The 25,031-nt window shown below is 40.0% G+C and carries 25 protein-coding genes and 1 pseudogene; 5 read left to right on the forward strand and 21 right to left on the reverse strand.

The window, feature by feature from the left end; genetic code table 11:
* From F9856_RS03530 to F9856_RS03580, 11 genes and pseudogenes are all read right to left on the reverse strand, one after another.
* Complete coding sequence (locus F9856_RS03530; protein WP_202105754.1) at window positions 1-807, reverse strand: glycosyltransferase family 2 protein; 807 nt, start codon at window positions 805-807, stop codon at window positions 1-3.
* A gap of 47 nt (window positions 808-854) precedes the next feature.
* Window positions 855-1,964 (reverse strand): glycosyltransferase family 4 protein, encoded by a 1,110-nt coding sequence (locus F9856_RS03535; RefSeq protein ID WP_202105755.1) that lies wholly within the window; start codon window positions 1,962-1,964, stop codon window positions 855-857.
* A 22-nt stretch (window positions 1,965-1,986) separates the two neighbouring features.
* A complete protein-coding gene (locus F9856_RS03540) occupies window positions 1,987-3,042 on the reverse strand; it encodes a GNAT family N-acetyltransferase (protein WP_202105756.1) in 1,056 nt (351 codons plus the stop codon).
* A complete protein-coding gene (locus F9856_RS03545; RefSeq protein ID WP_202105757.1) occupies window positions 3,017-3,502 on the reverse strand; it encodes a GNAT family N-acetyltransferase in 486 nt (161 codons plus the stop codon). The genes F9856_RS03540 and F9856_RS03545 overlap by 26 nt, the downstream gene beginning before the upstream one ends.
* Window positions 3,480-4,127 carry a sugar transferase gene (locus tag F9856_RS03550; RefSeq protein WP_236659533.1) on the reverse strand — a complete coding sequence of 216 codons (648 nt, stop codon included), beginning with the start codon at window positions 4,125-4,127 and terminating at the stop codon, window positions 3,480-3,482. Before F9856_RS03550 ends, F9856_RS03545 begins: the two co-directional genes overlap by 23 nt.
* Before the next feature lie 13 nt (window positions 4,128-4,140).
* Entirely contained in the window at window positions 4,141-5,391 is a 1,251-nt protein-coding gene (locus F9856_RS03555) for a DegT/DnrJ/EryC1/StrS family aminotransferase (protein ID WP_202105758.1), read from the reverse strand.
* Window positions 5,392-5,891: 500 nt separating this feature from the next.
* A complete protein-coding gene (locus tag F9856_RS03560; RefSeq protein ID WP_202105759.1) occupies window positions 5,892-7,688 on the reverse strand; it encodes a nucleoside-diphosphate sugar epimerase/dehydratase in 1,797 nt (598 codons plus the stop codon).
* Window positions 7,689-7,705: 17 nt separating this feature from the next.
* Window positions 7,706-8,428, reverse strand: a complete 723-nt coding sequence (locus F9856_RS03565) for a CpsD/CapB family tyrosine-protein kinase (protein ID WP_202105760.1) — start codon at window positions 8,426-8,428, stop codon at window positions 7,706-7,708.
* 24 nt (window positions 8,429-8,452) lie between these two features.
* Window positions 8,453-9,190, reverse strand: a complete 738-nt coding sequence (locus tag F9856_RS03570) for a YveK family protein (protein WP_202105761.1) — start codon at window positions 9,188-9,190, stop codon at window positions 8,453-8,455.
* Between the two features lie 26 nt (window positions 9,191-9,216).
* Window positions 9,217-10,233 carry a UDP-glucose 4-epimerase GalE gene (gene galE / locus F9856_RS03575; protein ID WP_202105762.1) on the reverse strand — a complete coding sequence of 339 codons (1,017 nt, stop codon included), beginning with the start codon at window positions 10,231-10,233 and terminating at the stop codon, window positions 9,217-9,219.
* A 615-nt stretch (window positions 10,234-10,848) separates the two neighbouring features.
* Window positions 10,849-12,002 (reverse strand): annotated as a pseudogene (locus tag F9856_RS03580) (IS630 family transposase).
* A 281-nt stretch (window positions 12,003-12,283) separates the two neighbouring features.
* On the opposite strand from F9856_RS03580, the gene F9856_RS03585 reads away from it, so the two are divergent.
* Window positions 12,284-13,540 (forward strand): ISL3 family transposase, encoded by a 1,257-nt coding sequence (locus F9856_RS03585; RefSeq protein ID WP_202105763.1) that lies wholly within the window; start codon window positions 12,284-12,286, stop codon window positions 13,538-13,540.
* A 48-nt stretch (window positions 13,541-13,588) separates the two neighbouring features.
* Here the strand turns inward: F9856_RS03585 and fusA are convergent, their stop codons facing one another.
* The 5 genes from fusA to groES form a co-directional block, all read right to left on the reverse strand.
* Window positions 13,589-15,670, reverse strand: coding sequence for an elongation factor G (gene fusA / locus F9856_RS03590; protein WP_202105764.1), 2,082 nt, complete (start codon window positions 15,668-15,670; stop codon window positions 13,589-13,591).
* A 642-nt stretch (window positions 15,671-16,312) separates the two neighbouring features.
* Window positions 16,313-16,783, reverse strand: coding sequence for a 30S ribosomal protein S7 (rpsG, locus tag F9856_RS03595; RefSeq protein ID WP_002940031.1), 471 nt, complete (start codon window positions 16,781-16,783; stop codon window positions 16,313-16,315).
* Window positions 16,784-16,799: 16 nt separating this feature from the next.
* Entirely contained in the window at window positions 16,800-17,213 is a 414-nt protein-coding gene (gene rpsL / locus F9856_RS03600) for a 30S ribosomal protein S12 (RefSeq protein WP_024380262.1), read from the reverse strand.
* 230 nt (window positions 17,214-17,443) lie between these two features.
* The gene (groL, locus tag F9856_RS03605; RefSeq protein ID WP_202105765.1) at window positions 17,444-19,066 is read right to left on the reverse strand and encodes a chaperonin GroEL; all 1,623 of its coding nucleotides are present in this window, start codon (window positions 19,064-19,066) and stop codon (window positions 17,444-17,446) included.
* Window positions 19,067-19,076: 10 nt separating this feature from the next.
* The gene (groES, locus tag F9856_RS03610; RefSeq protein WP_014637330.1) at window positions 19,077-19,358 is read right to left on the reverse strand and encodes a co-chaperone GroES; all 282 of its coding nucleotides are present in this window, start codon (window positions 19,356-19,358) and stop codon (window positions 19,077-19,079) included.
* A gap of 197 nt (window positions 19,359-19,555) precedes the next feature.
* Between groES and F9856_RS03615 the strand changes: the two genes are divergently transcribed.
* Window positions 19,556-19,915, forward strand: coding sequence for a hypothetical protein (locus tag F9856_RS03615; RefSeq protein WP_202105783.1), 360 nt, complete (start codon window positions 19,556-19,558; stop codon window positions 19,913-19,915).
* A 151-nt stretch (window positions 19,916-20,066) separates the two neighbouring features.
* Here F9856_RS03615 and F9856_RS03620 read toward each other — a convergent pair whose 3' ends face one another.
* Complete coding sequence (locus tag F9856_RS03620; protein WP_105125761.1) at window positions 20,067-20,462, reverse strand: single-stranded DNA-binding protein; 396 nt, start codon at window positions 20,460-20,462, stop codon at window positions 20,067-20,069.
* A 54-nt stretch (window positions 20,463-20,516) separates the two neighbouring features.
* Here F9856_RS03620 and F9856_RS03625 point away from each other — a divergent pair, with 54 nt between their 5' ends.
* The 3 genes from F9856_RS03625 (at window position 20,517) to F9856_RS03635 (ending at window position 22,324) form a co-directional block, all read left to right on the forward strand.
* On the forward strand, window positions 20,517-21,293 hold the full coding sequence (locus F9856_RS03625) for a DUF2785 domain-containing protein (RefSeq protein ID WP_236659534.1): 777 nt from the start codon (window positions 20,517-20,519) through the stop codon (window positions 21,291-21,293).
* 102 nt (window positions 21,294-21,395) lie between these two features.
* Window positions 21,396-21,908, forward strand: a complete 513-nt coding sequence (locus tag F9856_RS03630) for an alpha/beta fold hydrolase (RefSeq protein ID WP_202105766.1) — start codon at window positions 21,396-21,398, stop codon at window positions 21,906-21,908.
* Between the two features lie 161 nt (window positions 21,909-22,069).
* Window positions 22,070-22,324: a hypothetical protein gene (locus tag F9856_RS03635; RefSeq protein ID WP_202105767.1), complete on the forward strand. Its 255-nt coding sequence runs from the start codon at window positions 22,070-22,072 to the stop codon at window positions 22,322-22,324.
* A 62-nt stretch (window positions 22,325-22,386) separates the two neighbouring features.
* Here the strand turns inward: F9856_RS03635 and ytpR are convergent, their stop codons facing one another.
* Genes ytpR through F9856_RS03655 form a run of 4 tightly spaced genes read right to left on the reverse strand, consistent with a single transcriptional unit; the run spans window position 22,387 to window position 24,631 of the window.
* Window positions 22,387-23,010, reverse strand: a complete 624-nt coding sequence (gene ytpR / locus F9856_RS03640) for a YtpR family tRNA-binding protein (RefSeq protein ID WP_202105768.1) — start codon at window positions 23,008-23,010, stop codon at window positions 22,387-22,389.
* Between the two features lie 18 nt (window positions 23,011-23,028).
* On the reverse strand, window positions 23,029-23,985 hold the full coding sequence (locus F9856_RS03645; RefSeq protein WP_202105769.1) for a DUF1002 domain-containing protein: 957 nt from the start codon (window positions 23,983-23,985) through the stop codon (window positions 23,029-23,031).
* A gap of 44 nt (window positions 23,986-24,029) precedes the next feature.
* Window positions 24,030-24,350, reverse strand: a complete 321-nt coding sequence (locus F9856_RS03650) for a thioredoxin family protein (protein WP_202105770.1) — start codon at window positions 24,348-24,350, stop codon at window positions 24,030-24,032.
* Window positions 24,347-24,631, reverse strand: coding sequence for a DUF4651 domain-containing protein (locus F9856_RS03655; protein ID WP_012774909.1), 285 nt, complete (start codon window positions 24,629-24,631; stop codon window positions 24,347-24,349). Before F9856_RS03655 ends, F9856_RS03650 begins: the two co-directional genes overlap by 4 nt.
* Window positions 24,632-25,031 lie beyond the last annotated feature (400 nt).

Genomic DNA, 25,031 nt, shown 5'->3' on the forward strand with positions numbered 1-25,031 from the left:
TTATTTCCTATCTCTTCGTGTTTGATGGTAGAACATTCTGATACGGTTTGGTATAGCTGCGCTCAATAGAGGTTTGAAAGCTATAGGATACTTATAAAATGGAATAGCAATCATGCGGTAACCATTGAGTGTGGTTAAAAAATACATCCATGCATTTCTCCATGAAATCTTTTTAAAATCATCTAAACTTTGATGATATACTAACAACGGAAGCTGTAAGTTATAACCTTTATACCCTTTCGCATAAAAACGAAACCATAAATCCAAGTCTTGTCCTCTTTGAGTTCGCCAAGAAACTGTATAACCTTTCAAGGCATCATAGGCACTTTTTCGCATCATTATTGTAGGGTGCATAAATGGCGCACCATATAAAAGATCTGTAGACTCTGGGATTTCCTTGACTGTTTTGATAGACTGCTCGCCAGATCCATCATCAACATATGAACAACTGCCAACTAGCTGGTACTCCGGATGGTGCTTCAAAAACTCTACCTGAGTACGCAAGCGGTGAGGTAAAGCAATATCATCACCATCCATCCGAGCTATGTATTCTCCACTACTATACTTTAAACAGTGATTTAAAGAATAAGCCAGCTTCTCGTTTTTGGTGTTTTGAATAACTTTAATACGTGAATCTTTCTGAGCATATTTTTTAACAATAGAAAGTGTTTCATCCGTAGAACAGTCATCACAAATTATAAATTCCCAGTTGTGATAATCTTGATTTATGATAGAATCAATGCACGTTGAAATCGTCTCCTGAGCATTATAAATACCCATGATAATACTGACTAAACTATCTTCCACACTCTTCCTCCCAGTAACATTAATCCAGTAACATTAATCCAGTAACATTAATTGTATGTAGCTGCTATGTCTTTCTTTATGTTAGCTACAGCATAGTTCTGACTTTTCCGATAAGAATCAGCAGAATAGGACTGATACCATTCCTCATCATCTATCATTTGTTCTACCGCATTAGCAAATGCTTCTGCTGTTGCTTCTTTCAAAACAATGCCATTTTGACCAGTTTCAACCAAATCACGATTTCCCCGACAATTTGAAACAACCAAGGGGAGACCCGTCGCCATTGCTTCGATTAAATTGACAGGCAAGCCCTCTCGCTTGGAACTAGATAAGGCTAGCTCTGAAATTTTCATTAAATCAGGAACATCGCTTCTGTAACCTAATAAGTGAACAAAGTCCCCCAACTGTTTTTCATCAACTTGCTGTTGGTAAGTATCTGCAAGGATACCATGACCAACCAACAAGAGCACTAGGTCTTGTCGCTTTTTAGAGAGTTGCTCCATCATCTCTATCAAGACGGTTTGATTCTTATTGGCATTGAGTTCTCCAACAAAAATCAAGTATTTTTTATTGGCATCAAATCCTAATCTTCTTTTGAGTTCACTCTTTTCTTCCTCGTTCACAGGTTGGAACTTTTCTGTATCAATCCCTACCCCATTGACCAAGTAAAGCTGCTTCATCTGAAAATTCTTTTTTGCAATCGCATAATCTTCGTGATTAATCGTTATCAAGGTATCTGTGTAGCGAGAGAGGATTTTTTCAACAGGATAATAGGTCAACCAGTTAAATAATGGACCACCTTTTAAAAAGTGAAAACCATGAGCAGTATAAAATACTCTAACGTTTGGAAGATTACGACAAGCCAAACGTACAATGGCAGATGCTATCGGGGTATGGGTATGAACAATATCATATCCCCCATTTTTAATGATATCTCTTAACTGACCAATAAGCTGTTTATATGGATTGCGTAGGGGGCTACGGCTAAATGGTAACTCATAGGTTGCCCCAACCAAGTTCAATAAGTTGTCCTCAAATGGTCTTTCTAGTTTACAAGCCACATCAACCGTGTGCCCATCTTCAACCAATTGTTCAATATGGGGTATCAAAAAAGCATTCAGTGTATTTGAAATGGTTGTTACGTATAAAATTTTCATTATTTTGTCTCGATGATATTCTTTAAGGTTTCCGATACTTTGGAAAATAATTTGTTTCTAAATCTTTCAACTCTTCTCCGCGAAGTTTGACAAGTTTCTCGTACATTTCCTTATCAAAGATACGTTGACCAATATAGAACTTTCTATCAAAGTTCTTATTAAATTTTCGCTTAAAGCGGAAAAGGTTATCCTCTCGTCCTCCCAGACCGCCTCCCAACATCATTTCAGTAAAACCATGCTCACTACCCCAATGTGCCATAAAATCAATTAGTAGATTTGTTGGATATAGCGATGTATAGTCTGTTTTTGAAGCAGAAAGATGATAATGGATTTTGCTGTTGTATAAATAAAATATTGACATGGCAATGATTGAATCATCTTTCTTTACATAGGCAAAAAGGACATTTTGTTTTAAAGCGTCAAATAGATAGTCATAATATTCCTTTTCGAAATAGTAATACTCCGTTGCATCATCTCTATCCATTGTTTCCTTATAAATACTCATAAATGTATCTACTAAAGCTGGGTCATTACTTAAATAAACATCTAGTTTGTTTTTCTTCGCCTTATTGATATTTCTTCGATTGGAATTTTCGTAAGAGACTTGAATTGCTTCTTTAGATTCTAGTTTTATAGTAATATTGGGACCAATTTCAGTTATATTATATAGTGTCGCACTTTTTTTATAGTTTTCTAGTATTGGATGGAATCGAACAAATTCTGAGATGATACTGTTATTCCTACAGAACTCCAAATATTCTTGCTTCAATTTAAACATGCTATGCTCACTATTGGTTCCTTGTATCAGCATTCCACCATAACCATACGGAGTTGCAATATCAAAATATGTATTTTCAGGTAAACCATTAAAAAGTCCCGAGTGGGCAATATCCCGAAGCATGACAACATTTATTGCACGAATAAAATCATCATAATAATAAATAAGAATGGGTTCACCATCTCCGTGAATTTTATATAATTGAGCATGCTCAGCAGTGTAGTAAATATCTACATCATCAAATGTAGAAATAATTTGATTCCATAATTCACTCTCAGCTAAGGTTATTTTTTTTATCATCGTTCTCCATCTCCAACACCATGACTTTTCTGTATTCTGTAAAATCATGATGCTCATAAAATTGAACAGCTGTTTCATTACTAGTGGTTACTATAAGTTCAATATTCGAAATACCTCTCGCCTTTGCAACTTCCTTTAGGCGAAACAGCAATTGACTTGCAATACCCCGACCACGTACAGAATGTTTTGTTGCAATAAAATTTATGAAAAATTTGTCAACCCCAAAATCATTTTTATGATAATACCATAAAAAACCTAAAACTTCACTCTTCTCAATATAGGAGAGTACAAAACCTGTATTATTCGCCAATATCCTTGACATATCTGCATATTTTTCATTTACAACTGTGCACAAATACGAATCATCAATGACAAAGCTACTACTATATACCTCTCTCAACAATTCCAATATGTCATCTTTATATTGAGGAAGATTATTATACGTTATTTCTGTAATCATTTTTTCTTTCAATATCTAAATCTTTTATTGTACCAGTATCCACTACCACTACATCTTCACGTTTTACAACTTTAAGAACTGTTTTTAATAAAATTTGAATATCAGTCCACATCGTTATGTTTAGACTGTATCGGACATCTAATTCTAACCTTGTATCCCAATCCAAGCAATTTCTACCATTTATTTGAGACAACCCAGTAAGACCTGGCCTAACTGAATGACGAAATTTCTCACGTTCAGAATAGTACGGTAAGTATTTGATTAGAAGTGGCCGTGGTCCAACAATACTCATATCCCCTTTTAAAATATTCCATAATTCTGGCAATTCATCCAAGCTGGTAGAACGTAAAAACTTCCCAAAGGGGGTTAGACGTACACTATCTGGCAGTAAATGACCATTTACATCTTGTTCATCCGTCATCGTTCTAAACTTGTACATTTTAAAAATCTTCTCGTCTTTTCCTGGTCGTTCTTGCGTGAAAAAGATAGGTGTTCCAAGTTTCAAACGCACTAGAATAGCTACTATTAAGATAACTGGTGATAATACGATTAGCGCTAAGAATGATAGCACAACGTCAAGTGTACGTTTTAAATATCTTTCATAAATCCCTTGTTTTCTTGTCATTACTCCTTCTTTCCTACTCAAAACATGCTCTAATTACTTCGATAATGCGATTTTGCTCTTCCACTGTCATTTTATTATCACTCGGTAGGCACAACCCTCTTTCAAAGATATCTGTCCCTACTTCAGCGGTTTCTTCTACAATGTAGGCATTTGTTTGTGCACGACCATCTCCCCTTGCAGTTACAAAAGGATTTAACCTAAAAATGGGCTGCAAATGCATGGGCTTCCAGATAGGACGACCTTCAGCATTGATTGAGTTCAGGGCATCTAAAATTTCTGACGGACAAGTCTTTCCTTTTGCCTTCGTATAAAGTACATCATTATCCGAACGAACTTGCTTGGTCATTGCTTCTGGATTGATAGTCAGACAGGACAACCAGTAGTTTGGTGAACTATTTTCCGCATCAAAAGGATTCATCTGAATAGGCAAATCTTTCAGACCTTCCTGATAGCGTTCATAGATAGCTTTTTTCTGTGCAATGTGTTGCTCAAGATAAGGCATCTGTCCACGCACCACTCCAGCTATCACATTACTCATACGATAATTATAGCCGATTTCCTCATGTTGATACCAAGCAGCTTGCTCACGCGCCTGTGTTGACCATTTCCTCGTCTTATTGGCTGCATGTAAGTCAGAAGTTAGTAATGCACCGCCACTTGAACCGGTAATAATCTTATTTCCATTAAAGGAGATGATGGAATAGCGACCAAATGTCCCTGTCTGTCTGTCTTTATAGGTTGCCCCTAAGGACTCTGCTGCATCTTCGATCAAAACCGCACCATGCTTTTCACAGATTTCTTGGATTTCGTCAAGTTTTGCTGGAACGCCATACAGATGAACCAGTACCACTACCTTCACATCTGGATACAACTCAAAAGCTTTTTCCAATGCTTTAGGATCCATGTTCCAGGTATCTGCTTCTGAGTCAATAAAGATTGGAATGCCACCTTCATATGTCACAGGATTGACTGTCGCTGAAAAAGTCATGTCGGAACAAAAAACATGATCACCTGCCTTCACTCCTGCCAATTTGATAGCCAGATGCAAAGCAGCTGTCCCAGATGATAAGGCCACCGCATGTTCGCTCTTTGTATAATCTTGGAGCAATTCTTCTAGAGCATTGATATTAGAACCTGCTGTTGTCATCCAATTGCTATCATATGCTTCTTGCATATAGGTCATTTCATCTCCATGCATTGTGGGAGATGAGAGCCAAACTTTATTTTCAAAAGGGAAAAAGTTCCTTGAACGTTCAAACGCCATATCTTACTCCTAACTATTTCATTCTAAGACAGGGAGAATACACTGATACACCATCCTGTACCATTACTTTTTCTAGTCTTCCTAGAATGTAATACTCTTCGAAAATCAAAATCAGACGTTGTTGACTTGATTTGATGAACTTCAGTTCTATCTGCATCTGCGTCGCCTAGTCGGATTTTGATTTTCATTGAGTATAAAGATATTTTTTTACACTCTAGGAGGCTGGGCAAAAAGCCGCTCCACTACTCAGAGTTCGTGTCAACATCTCAGCGCAGTGGTTGATTGGCTTTAACAGTCCAGTGGACTGTTAAAAGTTGGAGATAAGATTTGCAAAGCAAATCTCAGCAATTCGTGTTTCACACTTCAAATCTGACCTCTATGACTGATGCGAACTTTGTTCGCTCTATCTCCAACCTCCAAAGGTTCCCCGAACCTTTGGAGCTATGCGGGGGTGGGAAAACGAACTCTTTTTAGACCAGTCGAGTTCTTTCCCACTCCCTCTATTCCTGTTTTGCAAAGTCAATTAAAGCTTTTTTCAAGGCTTCAGTAGATTTTGCGGCTAAACTTTGGATGAATTGTTCGACCGTTTCCTTGTCATAATTTTGCACTCGACCAACAAAAATTTTGTCATAGATTTGTTCGCTGACTCGTTCATCCGTAGAGAGCAATTCTTCGTACAATTTTTCACCTGGTCGAATACCCGATTCGACAATACCAATTTCTTCCTCAGTATGTCCACTGAGTTTGATGACTTTACGTGCCAAGTCCAAAATCTTAACGGGCTCTCCCATATCCAAAACAAATACCTCTCCACCCTTCGCTAGATAACCCGACTGTATCACTAATCGACTAGCTTCAGGAATCGTCATGAAGTAACGAGTCATACGGAAGTCGGTCACTGTAACAGGACCTCCATTCTTTATCTGTTCTTTAAAGAGTGGAACAACACTTCCTCGACTGCCTAGTACATTGCCAAAGCGTACAGCAACAAATTGCGTACTATCTTTTTCATTTAAGTTTGTGACAATCATTTCTGCAACACGTTTTGTTGCTCCCATAACGTTTGGTGGATTGACAGCTTTGTCTGTCGAAACCATGACAAACTTCTCAACCTGATTCGCCTTTGCGGCTTCGGCAATATTTTTTGTTCCAAAAATATTGTTCTTTACCGCTTCATGTGGATTGTATTCCATCAAAGGAACATGTTTATGTGCTGCTGCATGATAAACGATATTGGGACGATAGTCAGCAAGAATCTGAAATAAGCGTTCTCTATCTTGGATATCGGCAATGATTGGAACAATATCAATCACACCCTTATAGCTAGCCTGCAATTCTCTATGAATGAGGTAAATAGAATTTTCACCATGCCCCAACAACAGTAATCGTTTGGGTGAAAAACGCGCAACCTGCCGACAAATCTCCGAACCGATTGAACCACCGGCACCAGTAACCAAAACTGTTTTTTGTGCAAAATACTCACTCAAACGTTCTTGTTGCAAGACCACCTCAGGTCTTCCTAGCAAATCAGCAATATCAATTTCCCTCAGTGCACTGACAGATAACTTCCCAGATAAAACATCCTCAATGTTCGGCATATTGAATACTGGAACATGTGCTTGCTGGCAAATTTCAACAATGCGCTCACGTTCTTTACCTGATAACGAAGGAATCGCAATGACAACTTGTTTCACATCTTGTTGAAGGATAATATCTAGAATATCTCGGCTCGTTCCCAAAACACCCACGCCACCAATATGAGTTCCCCTCTTCTTTACATCATCATCAACAATACCGACAATACGATAAGGAAGTTTTTCTTCACCGATTGTTTTTATAAACAAATGTGCCCCTTCACCTGCACCGACCACTAATGTAGAGATAGACTGATTTGATGCTCCTACTTTTCGATTATGGATTTGATAATAGCTCCTCCAAGTCAAGCGTGGAAAAGTTAATAATACGATTGAAAAAATGAGTGAGATAAGAGAAAAACGAAAACTAACAAAATGTAAGGCAAGCGCAGAAAACAGAAAACCGAAGACATAAGCAAGTACTAAACTAAAAGTCAGTCTCAACAACGTGTCTTGATCAGTAAAGCGTGTTACTCTTGAAAAAAGCCTCTGTTTTCTAGAAAAAAACACATAGACCACACCAACAAGGGCGTAGGAAAACCAAAAAGTGGACCAAGTCATCGAAAAAAGAATATCTAGAAATTGCATACTTGCATACATCGATACAGCCAGCATTATCAAATCCACGGCAATTAATATAAGGACTTTTAAACTTCTAGACATTCTTCTCTCCTAAATTTTCACTCTTTTTTGTAATAATAGTATTTATCATCCTGATCCATTGGCACATCGTTTAACACGCAACCTAAAATCCGCGCCTCGACATTTTCCAAAGCTGTCCTACTCCTTCTCACCTCATCTTTTTGCACATAGCCAGAGCGTACGACAAGGATAACTCCATCAACACGGCTCGCTATAATTTGAGGGTCTGTAACGCTATTAACCGGCGGAACATCATAAATGATATAATCAAAATGCTTTTCCAGTTCCTCCATAATTTTCTTCATATTCTGAGAGGCGAGCAACTCTGATGGATTTGGTGGCAACTCGCCCGCTGGCATAACAAAGAGCGATACATCTTCCTTGAAACAAATAACATCTTTGGCTGGAAGATTGGGGTTTAAGATTAAATCTGATATCCCAGGAAATCTTGACACCCTAAGTGTCTTATGAACAGTTGGTCTTCTTAAATCAGTGTCAACAAGCAAAACATTCTTTCCTGTTGCCGTTAAACTTACCGCCAAATTTGCCGCTACTGTTGACTTTCCCTCTCCAGGAATAGACGATGTCACCGCAATCGACTTCAATGAATCATTAACTTGTATGAACTCTAAATTAGTGCGCAACATTCGAATTCGTTCAGAATTTAGTGCTTCTGGTTCTACATATGTATAAAGTGGTGCTCCTTTTTTTTGTTCAACAGCCAAACTCTGTCTATTTCTACGTTTCTTTTTAAACAACATTAGATTGCCTCCTTTCCAACTGATCTATCTACGTCTTGAACTCTGTTCTTCTAAGCGACTATTTTGCTGTTCTTTTGGGGACATGGTATACAGTTCCCCCAAAACAACTAGGTTCATACTTTCTAAAAATTCTGCATTAGTTACTGTATTATCTGCCAACTTCATATAAAGTGCTTGTGCAATGGCGGAAACTACGCCAATCACGGCACCAATTAAGGCGTATTTTTTTAAATTTGGCTCTGTTTTTCCGTCACTATAAGACGCTTTTGATAGAACAACCACCTTAGATACATTGTCCCCATAAATCGTCTGTAAGACCTGTGTAAACTTCTCTGTTATAACCGTTAGTATTCGTTGGGCCTCATCAGGGCTATCCCATTTTAATGATAGTGTGAAGGTTTGAGATTTCTCATCAGGATGGTTGAATGTTAAATTGCTTTTCAAACGACCTACTGTAACCTGTCCTCCAACTTCCTTGACCACTTCATCTAACACCGGTTCACTCACCAAAATTTCTTTGTAAGTCGGTATCATCTCTAGGTTGGTTCTTGTTTCATTTTGATAGCTTTGTTGCTCAATGGTCTCATTACGCGTGACCAATAACTGAGTTGTAGAACTATATTTTGGAGTAACCATAAACATAGCATATCCAAACATGATAATAGCACCAATTAGTCCTAGAATAATTATTTTAAAAAGATTTGTCCGCAAAAATCGAACAACATTCATCAAATCTATCTGCTCATTTTTAATTTCTTCCATAACGAGAATATCATTCCTTGTTCTATTTAATCTTTAAATCCTTGAGGATACTTTTGTTGCCATCTCCAAGAATCTCGACACATGTCTTTAATATCAAACTGAGCTTTCCATCCCAATTCTTGTTCAGCTTTACTTGCATCCGCAAAACATGTTGCAATATCACCAGGACGCCTGTCCATGATTTTATAAGGGAGCGACTGACCAACAACTTCAGACGTCATCTGGATTAGTTCTAAAACAGAGTAACCCTGACCTGTTCCCAAATTATAAACTTCTAAACTTTGTTGATTTTCTAAATGTTCTAAAGCCGCTAAATGCCCTGTAGCCAAGTCCATCACATGAATATAATCCCTAACTCCCGTACCATCCTTGGTCGGATAGTCTTGACCAAAAACTCGAATATAGGGAAGCTGACCAATAGCGACCTGTGTGATGTAGGGAAGCAAATTATTAGGGATGTCTTGTGGACTTTCTCCCAGTAATCCCGACTGATGAGCACCTATAGGATTAAAATACCTTAACAGGGTTATCTTCCAAGTCTGATCTGAGTGGTACAAATCACGCAAAATATTCTCAAGCATCAATTTTGTTCTACCGTATGGATTGGTTACAGAAAGTTTTGCATCTTCTGGAATTGGATTTATCTCGGGTTCTCCATACACTGTGGCTGAAGAACTAAAGATTATCTTTTTACAATTGTACTGTCGCATCACCTCGAGTAATGTCAACGTTCCTGCCACATTATTTTGATAATATTCCAAAGGTATTTCAACTGATTCCCCAACAGCTTTTAGCCCTGCAAAATGTATAACAGCTTCTATCTGTTCCTGTTTGAAAATATTCTCCAACAATTCCTTATCACGAATATCACCTTGGTAAAATGTTAAAGATTTTCCTGTAACTGTTTCGATAGCCTCTAAACTTTTCTTGCTGGAGTTAATCAAGTTATCAATCACAACAACATCGTAGCCTGCTTCAAGTAACGCTATGCAAGTATGAGAACCAATATAACCACAACCACCTGTAATTAATATTTTCTTCATTTTTTCCTTCTATTTTCAGACACTAATACTTCTATTGTACCCCCCCCCCATCATTTTGTCAATTTTTCAACCCACGCCGCCACGTCGTACGCATGAAGAAAATGCATGTAACCATTTTCTTATTACATACATTTTTCAATATAGTTTCACAGTTTTTACATTTAGTCATGAGTAATCCCTCAAATTTAGACTAATTATAGCATAAATTTTTGCGAGCAGGTTTTGCGCGGTTCGCAAAACATCGGTTCGTTAGAACCGACTGCAAGGAAATAAGAAAGCATTGAGCTCAATGTCATTAAGTTAAGATCCTACTCCAATTTTTATTGGATAGGGTCTTTTTATTTTTCAGTAAAGTGATAAACTACAATCAAAAAGGAGTTTTCCTATGGTTCAGTCTATTCAAACAATCCTAGAGTCTTTCATCTCACAACTCTCATCAGACAGTTCTTCTTATGTCGTCGAACCAGATAAAGACTTTACCCGTTCCAGAAAATGTTCCTTCCAACAAATAGTTTCCGCTATACTAAACATGGGAGGTCAAACTCTATCAAAAGAACTCATCAGCCTATACTTCCCCATTTCAAAGGCAGCTTTTGTCCAAAATCGGTATAATACTCATTTAATTTCAAAATCTAAACAGATCCATTTTCTATGTACAATACTTTTTAGATTCTCACTATTTAACCCTCAAATGATTTCTTGGAGCTTATCAATGACTGATTCCAATGTTTGAAAGGCTCTGTTCTTAAAGCCACGTTTTCGGATTTCTGCCCAAACTTGTTCAATGGGATTCATCTCTGGGGGATATGGTGGTATGAATGTAAATTCAATATTATCAGGTATTTCAAGTGCCTGAGATTTATGCCAAATGGCATTGTCCATGACTAAAATGATGTAGTCATTGGGATAAGCTTCTGATAATTGTCGTAAAAATTCATTCATCCAAACAGTATTACAACCACCAGCTATTATGAAGAATGATTCACCTGTATGGGCATCTACCGCACCATAGCAGTAACGAAATTCGCGGATGTGATGACTTGAGATATTCGGACGGGTGTTTTTAGGGCTCCAACATGCCCCTAGTTTACTAATCCGACCAAACCCTGCCTCATCTTGATACAAAAAGTCTGCTGGGAGCAGACTTTTTCCTGAGCTCGGAAATTGGAAAGCGAAGACGGGGTTGCTTATAGGAATTTTGTTCAAGAAACCGCTCGCCTGACTTTTCCTTGTACAAAGATTTTATTTTTAGACGCTAGAATTGTTTCAGCGTCTGCTTTCTTTGGATGTTCTGGACGGGGGCTAACTTTTGTTGCTTACTGCGTAAGCTTTATTTCCCGTCTCAAAGAATCTTTTGATTCTTTGACCCATCCATGACGTTTCAATAGTTGGTAGAAGCCATCTTTAGTTGTCGTGCGACCAATTTCATCTTGATAAGCTCTATAGAGGGACTCAACAGTTACAAATTCTCCATTTACAGCAGAAGTTAACTGCTCACTCAAGAAAGCTTGTTCTTCTTCAACTGTCATATAAGAGTGGCGACGACCTCCTCTAGTATCTGAGGTAAGCCCTGTTAAGCCATGTTCTTGATATTTCTTAGTCAGTCTCCAAATTGTATCGTGTGAGACATCCAGCATGTCCATAATCGTTTTGTAGGGAGTATGGATAGCCCTGAGATATACTGCTTGAATACGTTTGTGATAAGGTGCTAAGTTTTTATCTTTTAGAGCTGTTTTGAGTTCTTTAATCATTTCGTTAGTAAATTCCATGTTTCTATTATACATCAGATTTTGTTTTTAGTTAAGTATAGACTGGAAGCGACCAATAAACTCATCAAGGACATCAAGAGACAGGCTTTCAGCTTTGGGAACTTTAAAACAAAGATTTACATCGCTTTGAATATTGAAAAAGAGAGAACGAAGTTCGGCTCTATAATTTCTGTAGTGGGTAAACCCACCGTGGAGATTATGGAGCCTTTTTGAGTGTAGAAAAAAAGTCCCATATGACCTATAATGAAAAGCGACTAAACAACTCATTAGAAAGGGTTCATATGGAACAACTTAATCATACCACAGAACTTATCGGAATCAAAGATAAAAACATTAAAATTCTATTCGTTTTGAAATATCAAACCCATCTAGAAATCAGGGCAAAGCTAGATGACGACAGTCCTAGCTGTCCTCATTGCCAAGAAAAATGTATCAAGTACGATTTTCAAATGCCGTCAAAAATTCCAATTTTGGATTGTCAGGGTTTTCCAACCCTCCTACTACTTAAGAAACGGCGGTTTCAGTGCAAATCTTGCCAAAAAGTAACCGTTTCTGAGACACCTCTGGTCAAGAAAAACTGTCAGATTTCACAACCAATCTGGGAGAAAGTCACTCAACTACACACAGAAAATATGACCAACTCTGCCATCGCTAGGAGACTACACATTTCCGTTTCCGTCGTACAGAGAAAATTGGCTCAGTTTCAATTTCCTCAAGATTTTACGAAATTACCAAAAGTCTTAAGTTGGGATGAATTTAGTCGAAACAAAGGAAAACTTGCCTTTATTGCCCAGGATTTTGAGACGAGACACATTGTGACCATTCTCGAAAATAACCGCCAAGCAACCATAAAGAACTATTTCTACAAGTATCCTAGAGCCGTTAGAGAGACTGTCAAGATCGTGACGGTGGACATGTCGGGTAGCTATATTCCCATCATCAAACAGCTATTTCCAAGAGCGAAAATTGTTCTTGATCGATTTCACATTATCCAGCACCTGAGCCGAGCTATGATGTCAACTAGAATTGACATGATGAAAACCTTTGATACAACCTCACTACCTTATCGAGCCATGAAAAATCACTGGCGAATTCTTCAAAAAGATAGTCGTAAACTATCTCATAACCTCTTTTATTCTCGCACCTTTGGGCAAACCTTGACACCGAAAGAGGTTGTTCAGAAAACACTAGAGTTCTCAGACCAACTAAGATTCTATTATGACCTCTACCAGATTCTCCTCTTCCATTTCCAAGAGAGGAACTCGAAATATTTCTTTGAGCTTCTAGAAGACAACCTTAACCTTGTCAATCCTGCCTTCAAGACTGTTTTTAAGACCTTTCTAAAGTATAAAACTTATATCACGAATGCCATTGAGCTACCCTATTCCAATGCTAAACTGGAAGCGACCAATAAACTCATCAAGGACATCAAGAGACAGGCTTTCGGCTTTAGGAACTTTAAGAACTTTAAAACTAAGATTTACATCGCTTTGAATATTGAAAAAGAGAGAACGAAGTTCGTCCTCTCTAGGTGTTAGCTTTTCGTCTACCCACTACAGTTGACAAAGAGCCGCTTTGGCAATTAATTAAGCATTGCCACCGTTTTTCTTGATGATTTCATCTTGTACAGATTTTGGTACATCTTCGTAGTGGTCAAATACCATCATGAAAGTACCGCGACCTTGTGTTGCTGAACGAAGAACAGTTGCGTAACCGAACATTTCAGCAAGTGGTACGTAAGCACGAACGATTTGTGTGTTACCACGAGCTTCCATACCGTCAACGCGACCACGACGTGCAGTTACGTGACCCATAACGTCACCAAGGTTATCTTCTGGTGCAGTGATGGTTACAAGCATCATTGGCTCAAGGATAGTTGGTTGAGCTGTTTTCGCTGCTTCTTTAAGGGCAAGAGATGCTGCCACTTTGAAGGCTGTTTCAGATGAGTCGACATCGTGGTATGAACCATCGTAAAGCTTAGCTTTCACGTCAACGATTGGGTAACCAGCTAGAACACCGTTAGCCATAGATTCTACGAGACCTTTTTCAACCGCTGGGATGAATTCACGTGGAACCACACCACCGACGATAGCATTCTCGAACTCGAATCCTTTACCTTCTTCGTTTGGTGTGAATTCAATCCAAACGTCACCGAATTGACCTTTACCACCAGACTGGCGTTTGAAGAAACCACGAGCTTGTGTAGAAGCGCGGAATGTTTCACGGTATGATACTTGAGGAGCACCTACGTTTGCTTCAACCTTGAATTCACGACGCATACGGTCAACAAGGACATCCAAGTGCAACTCACCCATACCTGAGATAACTGTTTCACCAGTTTCAACGTTTGTTTCAACGCGGAATGTTGGATCTTCTTCAGCCAATTTAGAAAGGGCAATACCCATCTTGTCTTGGTCAGCTTTAGACTTAGGCTCAACCATCAATTGGATAACTGGTTCTGGAACGTGGATTGACTCAAGGATGATTTTTGCTTTTTCATCTGTCAATGAGTCACCAGTTGTAGTGTCTTTCAAACCAACCGCAGCGGCGATGTCACCAGCGTAAACAGTTTCAATTTCTTGACGGCTGTTTGCGTGCATTTGAAGGATACGTCCGATACGCTCACGTTTACCTTTAGAAGTGTTCAATACGTATGAACCGCTGTTAAGGACACCTGAGTAAACACGGAAGAATGTCAAACGACCTACGAATGGGTCAGTCATGATCTTGAAGGCAAGAGCTGCAAATGGCTCTTCATCTGATGCATGACGCTCTTCTTCAGCATCTGTATCTGGGTTAACACCTTTAATAGCAGGGATGTCAAGTGGGCTTGGAAGGTAGTCGATAACCGCATCAAGCATCAACTGAACACCTTTGTTTTTGAAGGCTGAACCACACAATACTGGGAAGAATTCAACGTTGATAGTTGCTTTACGGATAGCAGCTTTCAATTCTTCGTTTGTGATTTCTTCACCTTCAAGGTATTTCATCATCAATTCTTCATCAGTTTCCGCAACTGCTTCAACCAATTTTTCACGGTATTCTTGAGCTTGCTCAAGGTATTCAGCCGGAATATCTTCTTCAAGAATATCTGTACCAAGGTCGTTAGTATAGATTTCAGCTTTCATCTTGATCAAGTCGATGATACCACGGAACTCATCTTCAGAACCGATTGGCAATTGAATTGGGTGAGCATTTGCTTGAAGACGCTCATGAAGTGTGCTTACTGAGTAAAGGAAGTCAGCACCGATTTTATCCATTTTGTTAGCGAATACGATACGTGGAACACCGTATTCAGTTGCTTGACGCCATACTGTTTCAGTTTGTGGCTCAACACCTGATTGTGAGTCAAGAACGGTTACCGCACCATCAAGAACGCGAAGTGAACGTTGTACTTCGATTGTAAAGTCCACGTGTCCTGGTGTGTCGATGATGTTTACACGGTGGTTGTTCCATTGAGCTGTTGTCGCAGCAGATGTGATTGTGATACCACGCTCTTGCTCTTGCTCCATCCAGTCCATTTGTGATGCACCTTCGTGAGTTTCACCGATTTTGTGGATTTTACCAGTGTAGTAAAGAATACGCTCAGTTGTCGTTGTTTTACCCGCGTCAACGTGCGCCATGATACCGATATTACGAGTTTTTTCTAATGAAAATTCGCGTGCCATGAGGTTTGTTCTCCTATAATTTTAGTTTTATACTTTATTATACCATATTTTAAGAAAAGCGAGTGGGCAAGTCCCACCCGCTTGATTTCTTACTAATGGTGTGAAGTGGATGAGGTCATCCTCAATCCGGTTTGTGATGGTTGAACGAAGTTCCTTCATCTAATTAAGTTCAGTTAACTTCCATATATCCAATGTAGAACTGAACTCGAACGGCCTGCTGTCAACGAAAAAAGAGACGCAATTGTTTTGGCTTTTGCCAATTACAAGTGTGGCTACCTTTAGGTATAAATCTCATTGAATGCAAAAGCATTCTGCTTCGATTTCCTATTTTTCGTCGGCAGGCACGTTCTCTATATCTTAATCTTAGTTGAGTTCGGACTAAAAATTCTGGAAAAAAGAGACGCAATTGTTTTGGCTTTAGCCAATTACAAGTGTGGCTACCTTTAGGTGTAAATCTTCCTTGGACCTTGAGGTCCATCGTCTGATTTCCTATTTTTCCTTGAATTTTCTTAACGTCCTCACATCCTAATTGAACTCGGGCTACAACTCACTGACAAAAAGATGAACCTCATTGATTGCACAGCAATCTGCTTCGCTTCCCTATTTTGTCTAGGAGTTGCTTGACGCCCTCGTATCTTAATCTTACCAGCGGAAGTGTGCGAATGCGCGGTTTGCTTCTGCCATTTTGTGAGTATCTTCACGTTTCTTAACAGCTGCACCTGTGTTGTTTGCTGCATCCATGATTTCTTTCGCAAGGCGATCGATCATAGTGTGCTCACCACGGTTACGAGCGATTGTTACCAACCAACGAAGACCAAGTGTTGTACGACGCTCTGGACGAACTTCAACTGGGACTTGGTAGTTAGAACCACCGACACGACGTGCACGTACTTCAAGTACAGGCATGATGTTTTCCATTGCTGTTTCAAATACTTCAAGTGCATCGTTACCAGTTGCTTCTTTGATTTGATCAAAGGCACCGTAAACGATTGATGCAGCAGTACCACGTTTACCGTCCAACATAACACGGTTGATCAAACGAGTTACCAATTTTGAGTTATACAATGGATCTGGCAATACTTCGCGCTTAGGCGCTTGATTTTTACGACTCATTTATATTTCCCCTTTCTTAGCCTTTTGGACGTTTAGTACCGTATTTAGAACGGCCTTGCTTACGATCGTTAACACCTGCTGTATCAAGTGCACCACGAACGATATGGTAACGTACCCCTGGAAGGTCCTTTACACGTCCACCACGAAGAAGAACAACGCTGTGCTCTTGCAAGTTGTGACCGATACCTGGGATGTAAGCAGTAACTTCGATAAGGTTGCTCAAACGTACACGAGCGAATTTACGAAGGGCTGAGTTAGGTTTTCTAGGTGTCATTGTTCCGACACGAGTTGCAACACCGCGTTTTTGTGGTGATGAAACGTTAGTTTGAACTTTTTTACGGCTGTTGTAACCAACGTTCAAAGCTGGTGATTTAGGTTTTTCTACTTTAGACTTACGTGGTTTACGTACCAACTGGTTAATTGTAGGCATCTACATTCTCCTGTATATATTTTTTATTTTTGGTGATAGGGCATTGGTGACAACCCCTATCTGTGTGTACTTTTGCAACATTTGTCAGCACGTCCCTGTACACTCTTGAGAGACCAAAAGTAAAAAGTACCGTCTAATATAGTACCACATACCAAAACTATTGTCAAATAGATATGTTTGAAATTTTCAAGAAAAAACACAGCCAAGCAGCTGTGTCATTTCTGTATTTTCTAATAGCCCATACCCATTCCATCCATACCTTGTGGCATAGCTGGAGCAGCTGGTTCTGGCTTGTTGGCAACAACTGCCTCCGTTGTCAAAATTAAGCTGGCTACAGAAGCTGCATTTTGAAGAGCAGAACGAGTCACCTTAACAGGGTCAATAATACCTGCATCCATCATGTTGACCCACTCACCTGTCGCAGCGTTAAAGCCAGTGCCAAGCTCAGAATTCTTCAATTTATCAATGATAACTGAACCTTCATAACCTGCGTTATAGGCAATCTGACGTACTGGTTCTTCCAGGGCACGAAGGACAATATTGCGTCCTGTTTCATCGTCGCCTTTCAACTCCAATTTCGCTACGCTATCGATAACATTGACAAGGGCTGTACCACCACCAGCAACGATTCCTTCTTCAACTGCGGCACGTGTTGCGTTGAGGGCGTCTTCAATACGGAGTTTCATTTCTTTCAACTCAGTCTCAGTAGCGGCACCGACTTTGATAACAGCAACACCGCCAGACAATTTTGCCAAACGCTCTTGCAATTTTTCACGGTCAAATTCTGAAGTTGTTCCCTCAATTTGTGACTTGATAACAGCCACACGGTTGGCAATGGCTTCAGGATTGCCAGCACCTTCAACAATAGTTGTACCATCCTTGTCGACCACAACCTTGGCAGCTTGACCAAGGGTTTCAATGGTCGCATCTTTCAAGTCCAAACCAAGGTCTTCTGTAATCACTGTACCGCCTGTCAAGATAGCAATGTCTTCCAACATGGCTTTACGACGGTCACCAAATCCTGGCGCCTTAACAGCAACAACGTTAAACGTACCACGAATCTTATTGAGAACAAGGGTAGGAAGAGCTTCGCCATCCACATCGTCAGCAATAATCAACAATGGACGATTGGTTTGGAGAATGCTTTCCAAAAGTGGCAAAATATCCTGAATATGAGAAATCTTCTTATCTGTAATCAAGATAAATGGATTTTCAAGTTCTGCCACCATCTTTTCATTATCTGTTACCATGTATTGTGACAGATAGCCACGGTCGAATTGCATACCTTCAACCACATCCAATTCTGTTTCCATACCGCGAGATTCTTCAATGGTGATAACACCATCTGTTCCCACGCGCTCCATAGCTTCTGAAATGTACTCACCAACTTTTTCAGAACGGGAAGATACTGCTGCGACTTGAGCAATTTCAGCTTTATTTGATACAGGACTCGCTTGTGCTTTCAAGGCTTCAACTGCAGTTGCAACTGCTGCTTCAATCCCACGACGGATACCGATTGGGTTGGCACCTGCAGTTACGTTTTTCAAACCTTCACGAACAATAGCCTGAGTCAAAACAGTGGCAGTTGTTGTCCCATCACCTGCGATATCATTGGTTTTTGAAGCCACTTCGGACACCAACTTAGCACCCATATTTTCAAAATGGTCTTCCAACTCGATTTCTTTAGCAATGGTCACACCGTCGTTTGTAATGAGTGGTGAACCGTAAACTTTTTCCAAGACAACATTACGACCTTTTGGACCCAAGGTTACTTTGACCGTATCAGCCAAAATATCGACACCACGGACCATGCTTTCACGTGCATCTGCTGCAAATTTAATTTCTTTTGCCATTTTTCTACCTCTATTCTACAATTGCCAAAATATCTGCTTCACGGATGATGTGAACGGTTTGGTCCCCATCTTTAACTTCCAATCCTGCATGAGCATCAATCAAAACAGTATCTCCAACTGCCACCGCTGGGGCAACCAAGTCTCCGTTCAAGGTACGAATTCCTTGACCAATCGCTAGGACACTTGCTTCTTTTGTCTTTTCTTGACTTGCACCTGCAAGGACAAAGCCACCAACTGTTTGTTCTTTTTCTTCAATTTTTACGACGATACGATCGCCCAATGGTTTCAACATGGTATTACCTCCTGGTCTTTTTAGCACTCTTTACCTCCGAGTGCTAATTCACATTTCCTATTGTATCACTTGGTCAAAAATAGTCAAGAAAATTCTATTCCTTTTTCGTGAAAATCCTTCTTAAGTATGAGATAGATTTTACCTATTCATTATTGGTAAACTATGTTATACTATTTTTAACAAGTTAGGGGGTATTCATGAAATTTTTTAGAGATTTAAAAACAGATTACCTTGAAAGTCGATTTTCAGCCTACGAAAGTTTTGCAGAATTGTTTTTAAAACGTAAATTAGGCTTTTGGGGGAGTGGGAAAGAACTCGACTGGTCAAAAAGAGTTCGTCTTCCCACCCCCGCACAGTTGATTAGGTCAGATTTGAAGTGTGAAACACGAACAAAGCTGCCAATCAACCACTGCGCTGAGATGTTGACACGAACTCTGAGAAGCGAGACTGGACTTTTTGCCCCGTCGCCTATCTACTCTGGCTCGTCTGGATATTTTTCTTTAGCCACCCTCACTACATCATTTTTTTCTTTTATGGCGTTATTTTGTTATCACTAATTGTTATGCTAGTAGAATGGTGGAAATATAGAAAATGAATAGCAAAAAACGCCAACTTTCATCAGCGTTTTTAAGGAGATATGAAAAATATTTAGGATTGACTATAGTATAGCCTACTTTTCAACATTCTCCATCGGTCTTGGGACCGATATTAAAACGGTAATTCCTCCTCTTCTAGAACCAAGTCAGCTAAGTCATCGCCAGTATTGTTTTCACGCATAGCACGTTGGGCACGGCTTTCTAGTAATTGGAAAGATTGGCCTAGAATTTCTGTCACATAGTGATTGCTGCCGTCTTTTTCGTATTTACGGGTACGCAACTCACCGTCAATAGAAATCAGACTCCCCTTACTGCCATAGGAGACAAGTGTTTCCGCCAGTTTGCCCCAGAAAATAACATTGAGAAAATCTGCCTCACGTTCACCATTTTCTGTCTTAAATCGTCGATTAACTGCGACGGTTACACGGGTCAGATTTTTACCGTTAGGGGTTTGAGTGAGTTCGGGTTGGGCCGTCAAGCGACCGATCAGAATAACTTTATTATACATTTTATATCCTCCTACTTATCTATTCGTAGAAAGTTCATAAAAAGAAAGAAAATCATGGAAGAACTAATAGAAAAATTGCAAACCTCTAAACCATATACTAATGATGAACTGGCTTGGTTGCTGGAAAACATCGGTCATCCAGACCCTACTATACGCGACGAATTGGTTTATGCTAGTTTTTGCCACATCTTTCTAGATGGTTTGATTACAAGAGAACAAACACAGTCGCTACTGCAATTCTCTCAAGAAACCAATCCCCTTTCCCTAGAAAGCTCCACACTAAAGCGAAGTTTTACTTGCTTACTTTACTGCCTTTTGCTGTTTGTCGATAATGATTCTGAGTCTATTTATCATGCATTTTTAAATGAAGAGGACTGCGAACTGCTTTTCCAACAGGCCTTGGATTATTTGACGATTGAAAATGACTGGTCTGGCTACGATGAAAAATTTGGCTGGATTCATACCGCTGCCCACGGAGCATATTTTCTTCTGGCCGCAAGCTGTCATGAGCAATTTCCCAATGATAAAACCGAAGAAGTCTGGCAGGCTATTGTCACTTGTCTAACTAAACAAAGTAAAGTTTTCTCAGCTGGCGATGAAATCCGCCTGGCACAGATTCCTGTCTACCTTTTGCTGAATGAAAAAATGTCCGGGCAAGAGCTGACGGAATGGATTAACAAGCTAGACTTTCCCAACCAAGAACCACTAGACTACTTCCGGTGGCTCAACCTCCAGCATTTCCTGTCCAGTCTCTACTTCCAACTCAATTCACATCAGGCTTTGACAGCGGAACTCCGACAAGCTATTGAAGGAAAAATTGAGACAGCATAAAAGAATTGGCCAAAATTGACTAATTCTACTTATATTTTGTTTCCTGCTTAGTTTATGTAGAATGTGGTATACTAATAAAGATAAATCTGCCGGAGTAGCTAAATGAAAAGTAAAAGTCTATTACACCGTCTGTTGATAATTGCCACGATTACTATCCTAGGTAGTTACTGCTATCATCAGATTCAAATTCAACTTGAACAGCCACTCCGGCAACCCCTAGGACAGACAACCACTGTTAAAAATAAGAAAATGAATATCTTGGTTGAGGGTGAAGGTGACAAAACACTTGTATTTTTGGCAGGCGGGGGAACTACTTCTCCTATACTCGACTTCCAAGCCCTGACTTCTCAGTTAAAAGATGATTTTAGAATTGTTGTCGTTGAAAAATTTGGTTACGGATTTAGTGATGATATTGATGAGCAACGAGATATACAAACAATTGTAACAGACACTCGTTCAGCCTTAAAACAGTTAGGAATTGAGGGAAAACTAATACTCTGCCCTCATTCTTTATCCAGTCTTGAAGCACTCTATTGGACAAGTCAATATCCTAATGAAGTGGAGGCTATTGTAGGCTTAGATATGGCATTTCCCGCTTCTTATGCAACAATATAAATACTCCACTGTTTCATTCTCTCTCATTTGCATCTCATTTTGGAATAACGCGTCTTTTCCCTAATCTCGCCAACCAACCAGCTCTTACCCAATCCTATCTTTCCAAACAGGAAAAAGAAATCTATCAAGCCCTATTACACTATCGTCCAATCTCAACCAATATGCTAAATGAATTAGAACAACTCAAAGAAAATGCTGCCACTATCAGCAAACTAACCACTCCCAATATCCCAATGCTTTTATTCGTCTCCAACGGTAACGGGACAGGATTTACACAAGCAGAGTGGTTAAGCTACGCTCAACACTTTAGTAGGAAGTCAAATAAGATAGAAATTATACAATTAGATTGTCCTCACTATATCCATGATTACTTGCCTCAGCAAATAGCAGAACAGATAAAAGAATTTGCAAGATAACACGAGTTTTTTTACAAATTCCCCCAAAAATAAAATCGAACGGACTGCCGTTCGATTTTATTTTATCCCTTCCAGTGTTTAGCTGGATTAAAAGCTTCTCCGACCACTGCGGAGTCGTCCAATTCGATAATGCCACGCACTTGTGGTGCGTTTGGCAGAGCCAATTCACGCGGACTGCACATCATACCAAAGCTATCTTCACCACGCAATTTCCCTGGGAAAATCAGGCTACCGCTCGGCATCATTGCCCCTGGAAGTGCCACAATGGTTTTCAAGCCTTGGGCAGCATTTGGGGCACCTGCTACGATTTGCACTGTTTTGTCACCAACATTGACCTGACAAATATTGAGGTGGTCGCTGTCTGGATGAGGAACCAATTCCACAATCTGACCAACCACAAACTTCGGTGTCGCATCATTGACCAAGGTTTCTGTAAAGCCTTCTTTTGCCAATTCTGCATTCAAGGTCGCAACTTGCTCGTCTGTCAGGAAAACCTGACCATTTCCGGCAATCTCAACTAAACTTGATGCTTCAAAAATATTCCAAGCTACTGTTTTTCCTGTTTCCTCTAGGAAAACACGCGCCACTTGACCCTTGCGTTCAAACTGAACAGCTTGTCCCTTATCCTCAGCCACAATCACCATCAGAACATCGCCGACGTGTTCTTTATTATATGTAAAAATCATTTCTTTTTCATTTCTCCTTTATGCAAATAGACCAATCAAGCCTTTCCAAAGATTTTCAAAGAAGGCACCGATTTTCTCTAAGATTCCTGAATCTTGTAGATTCTTATAGGCTTCTGAAATTTGTTGCTCCGCCTGTTGCTTGAACTGGTTGAGCTGGGCAGCAACCTCAGCCGAATCAATAGCAGAGGTTTCCTGATAGGCTTTGGCAAAGGTAACCAATTTTGAAACCTCATCTGCTGTGATGACATTTTCCAAACCGTTATTGGCCAAGACATCGTTGATAATTGTGTTGATGTCTGATTCGGAAGCTACCTGACCATTGGATTGTTTGTAGTCGGCAAGAGCAGTCTTGATTTCCGCTACCGCCTTATCCAAGGCTGAACTATCAAAATTGGCGTCACCTGTATGGGCTATCGCCACTTCGTTAACAGTCGTTAATTCTTGTTGGGCTACCTCTGTCCGAGCCGGGTCAACTGTTTCACCATTGGCCGCGAGAGCCTTGTAAACACCTGTCAGAGCAGACTCCCCTGTCACTTTAATCGGTGCTGCCACATCAATCAAGACATCCGTCGCACCAGCTGTAATAGCCGCATTGGCATACTGTGTCTCGGTAATCAAGGTGATGTTCTGCGGTGTCTTAATATCCACAACTACCCCTTTACCTGCATCCTGCTTTTGCACCAAGACAGACGAGTAAAGAGAAGCTGTATCCGCTCCAGATGTACCTAAATACTGGTCCATATCCGTGCCAACAACCACCTGACGACTGACATTATTAACATCCGAAATACCAAATAGATTGTTAACCTCTGTCGCCTGGGCATCTGACAAACCGCCACCGTAGACCAGGGTTGGCTTGCCCCATTTTTCATTGATGACATCTGTCTGAATTTCCGCTTGAGCCAGCGGTGCCAAACTTAAACTCAATCCCAGCACCACAGGTGCTAGAAGGATTTTTCCTAGTAATTTCTTCATGTTTTTTCCTTTCTTTTGGGAAATGGCAGAGCTTCTCTGCTGATTTATCTACCCAAGCCAGATAAGAAGTTCATGATTTCTTCCTTGGTCTTGCGATTCTTATCAACAAAACGACCGATTTCCTTACCATTTTCCAAAACAACCAGACTTGGAATGCCTAAAATAGCCCATTCCTGTGCCAAAGGCATGAAATCATCTCGATCCAGTTGCACAAAACGGAAAGCTGGAAAAGCTTCTTCGATAGCTGGCACATGCGGTTTGATATAGTGGCAATCTCCACACCAAGTCGTCACAAATAGAAAAACAGTCGGCTTGCCATCTTCAATCAAGGCAGCTACTTCTTCAAGACTTGTTGGAAAAATCATCTTTCTTCCTCCCTGTATTGAATAGAACCTTTGGTATTTTCAAATAAAAATACCTGTCCTGCCTCCATCACAACCCCTCCAATAAGAGTGGTCTGCGTAGAAGCTGTTTCATCCACATAGACCGTGGCAATCTCTCCTAAATCAGCGAAAAAGTCACGCACCTCCTGCAAGGCCTGTGCTTTTTTACGGTCTTCTTGGATTTTACGGTAAAATTGAGCACTAGCGGTGAGCACACCTGCCCCCAATAAGCCTGCTAGTAAGGCTGTCTTTTTCTTTTTCATGTTGACTATTTTATCATATTTCCGCAGATTTTTCCCAAAAATGCCATTGGACTTGTGACAGCTGAGACAAACTCGCACCACTTGACAAAAGACTTAAAAATAGATAGAATGGTCTTACAGTGAGAAGTTCGATAATACATCGGCAATCAAAAAGCCCCCAACGTTCCCAGCGTTGAGAGTTTTCTTTTGCCCCTTGGGCCTACTTGTCACGATTGTTGAGCCATCTTTCAAACAAAACTGTTAGAAAACTGACGAACAAAGGTACAAGAAAAACTGTGACATAGTCTTTTAGTTTACTTTTAGTACGAGGCAATGAGCCGCAGACATAACTGAAGTTAGGCAAGGCGAATTAACGAAGTAATAAAAGAAAAACTAAATGACGATAAATACTTCCCACACT

Origin of the sequence: Streptococcus suis, assembly GCF_016743335.1 — a bacterium.
Classification (GTDB): Bacteria; Bacillota; Bacilli; order Lactobacillales; family Streptococcaceae; genus Streptococcus; species Streptococcus suis_Y.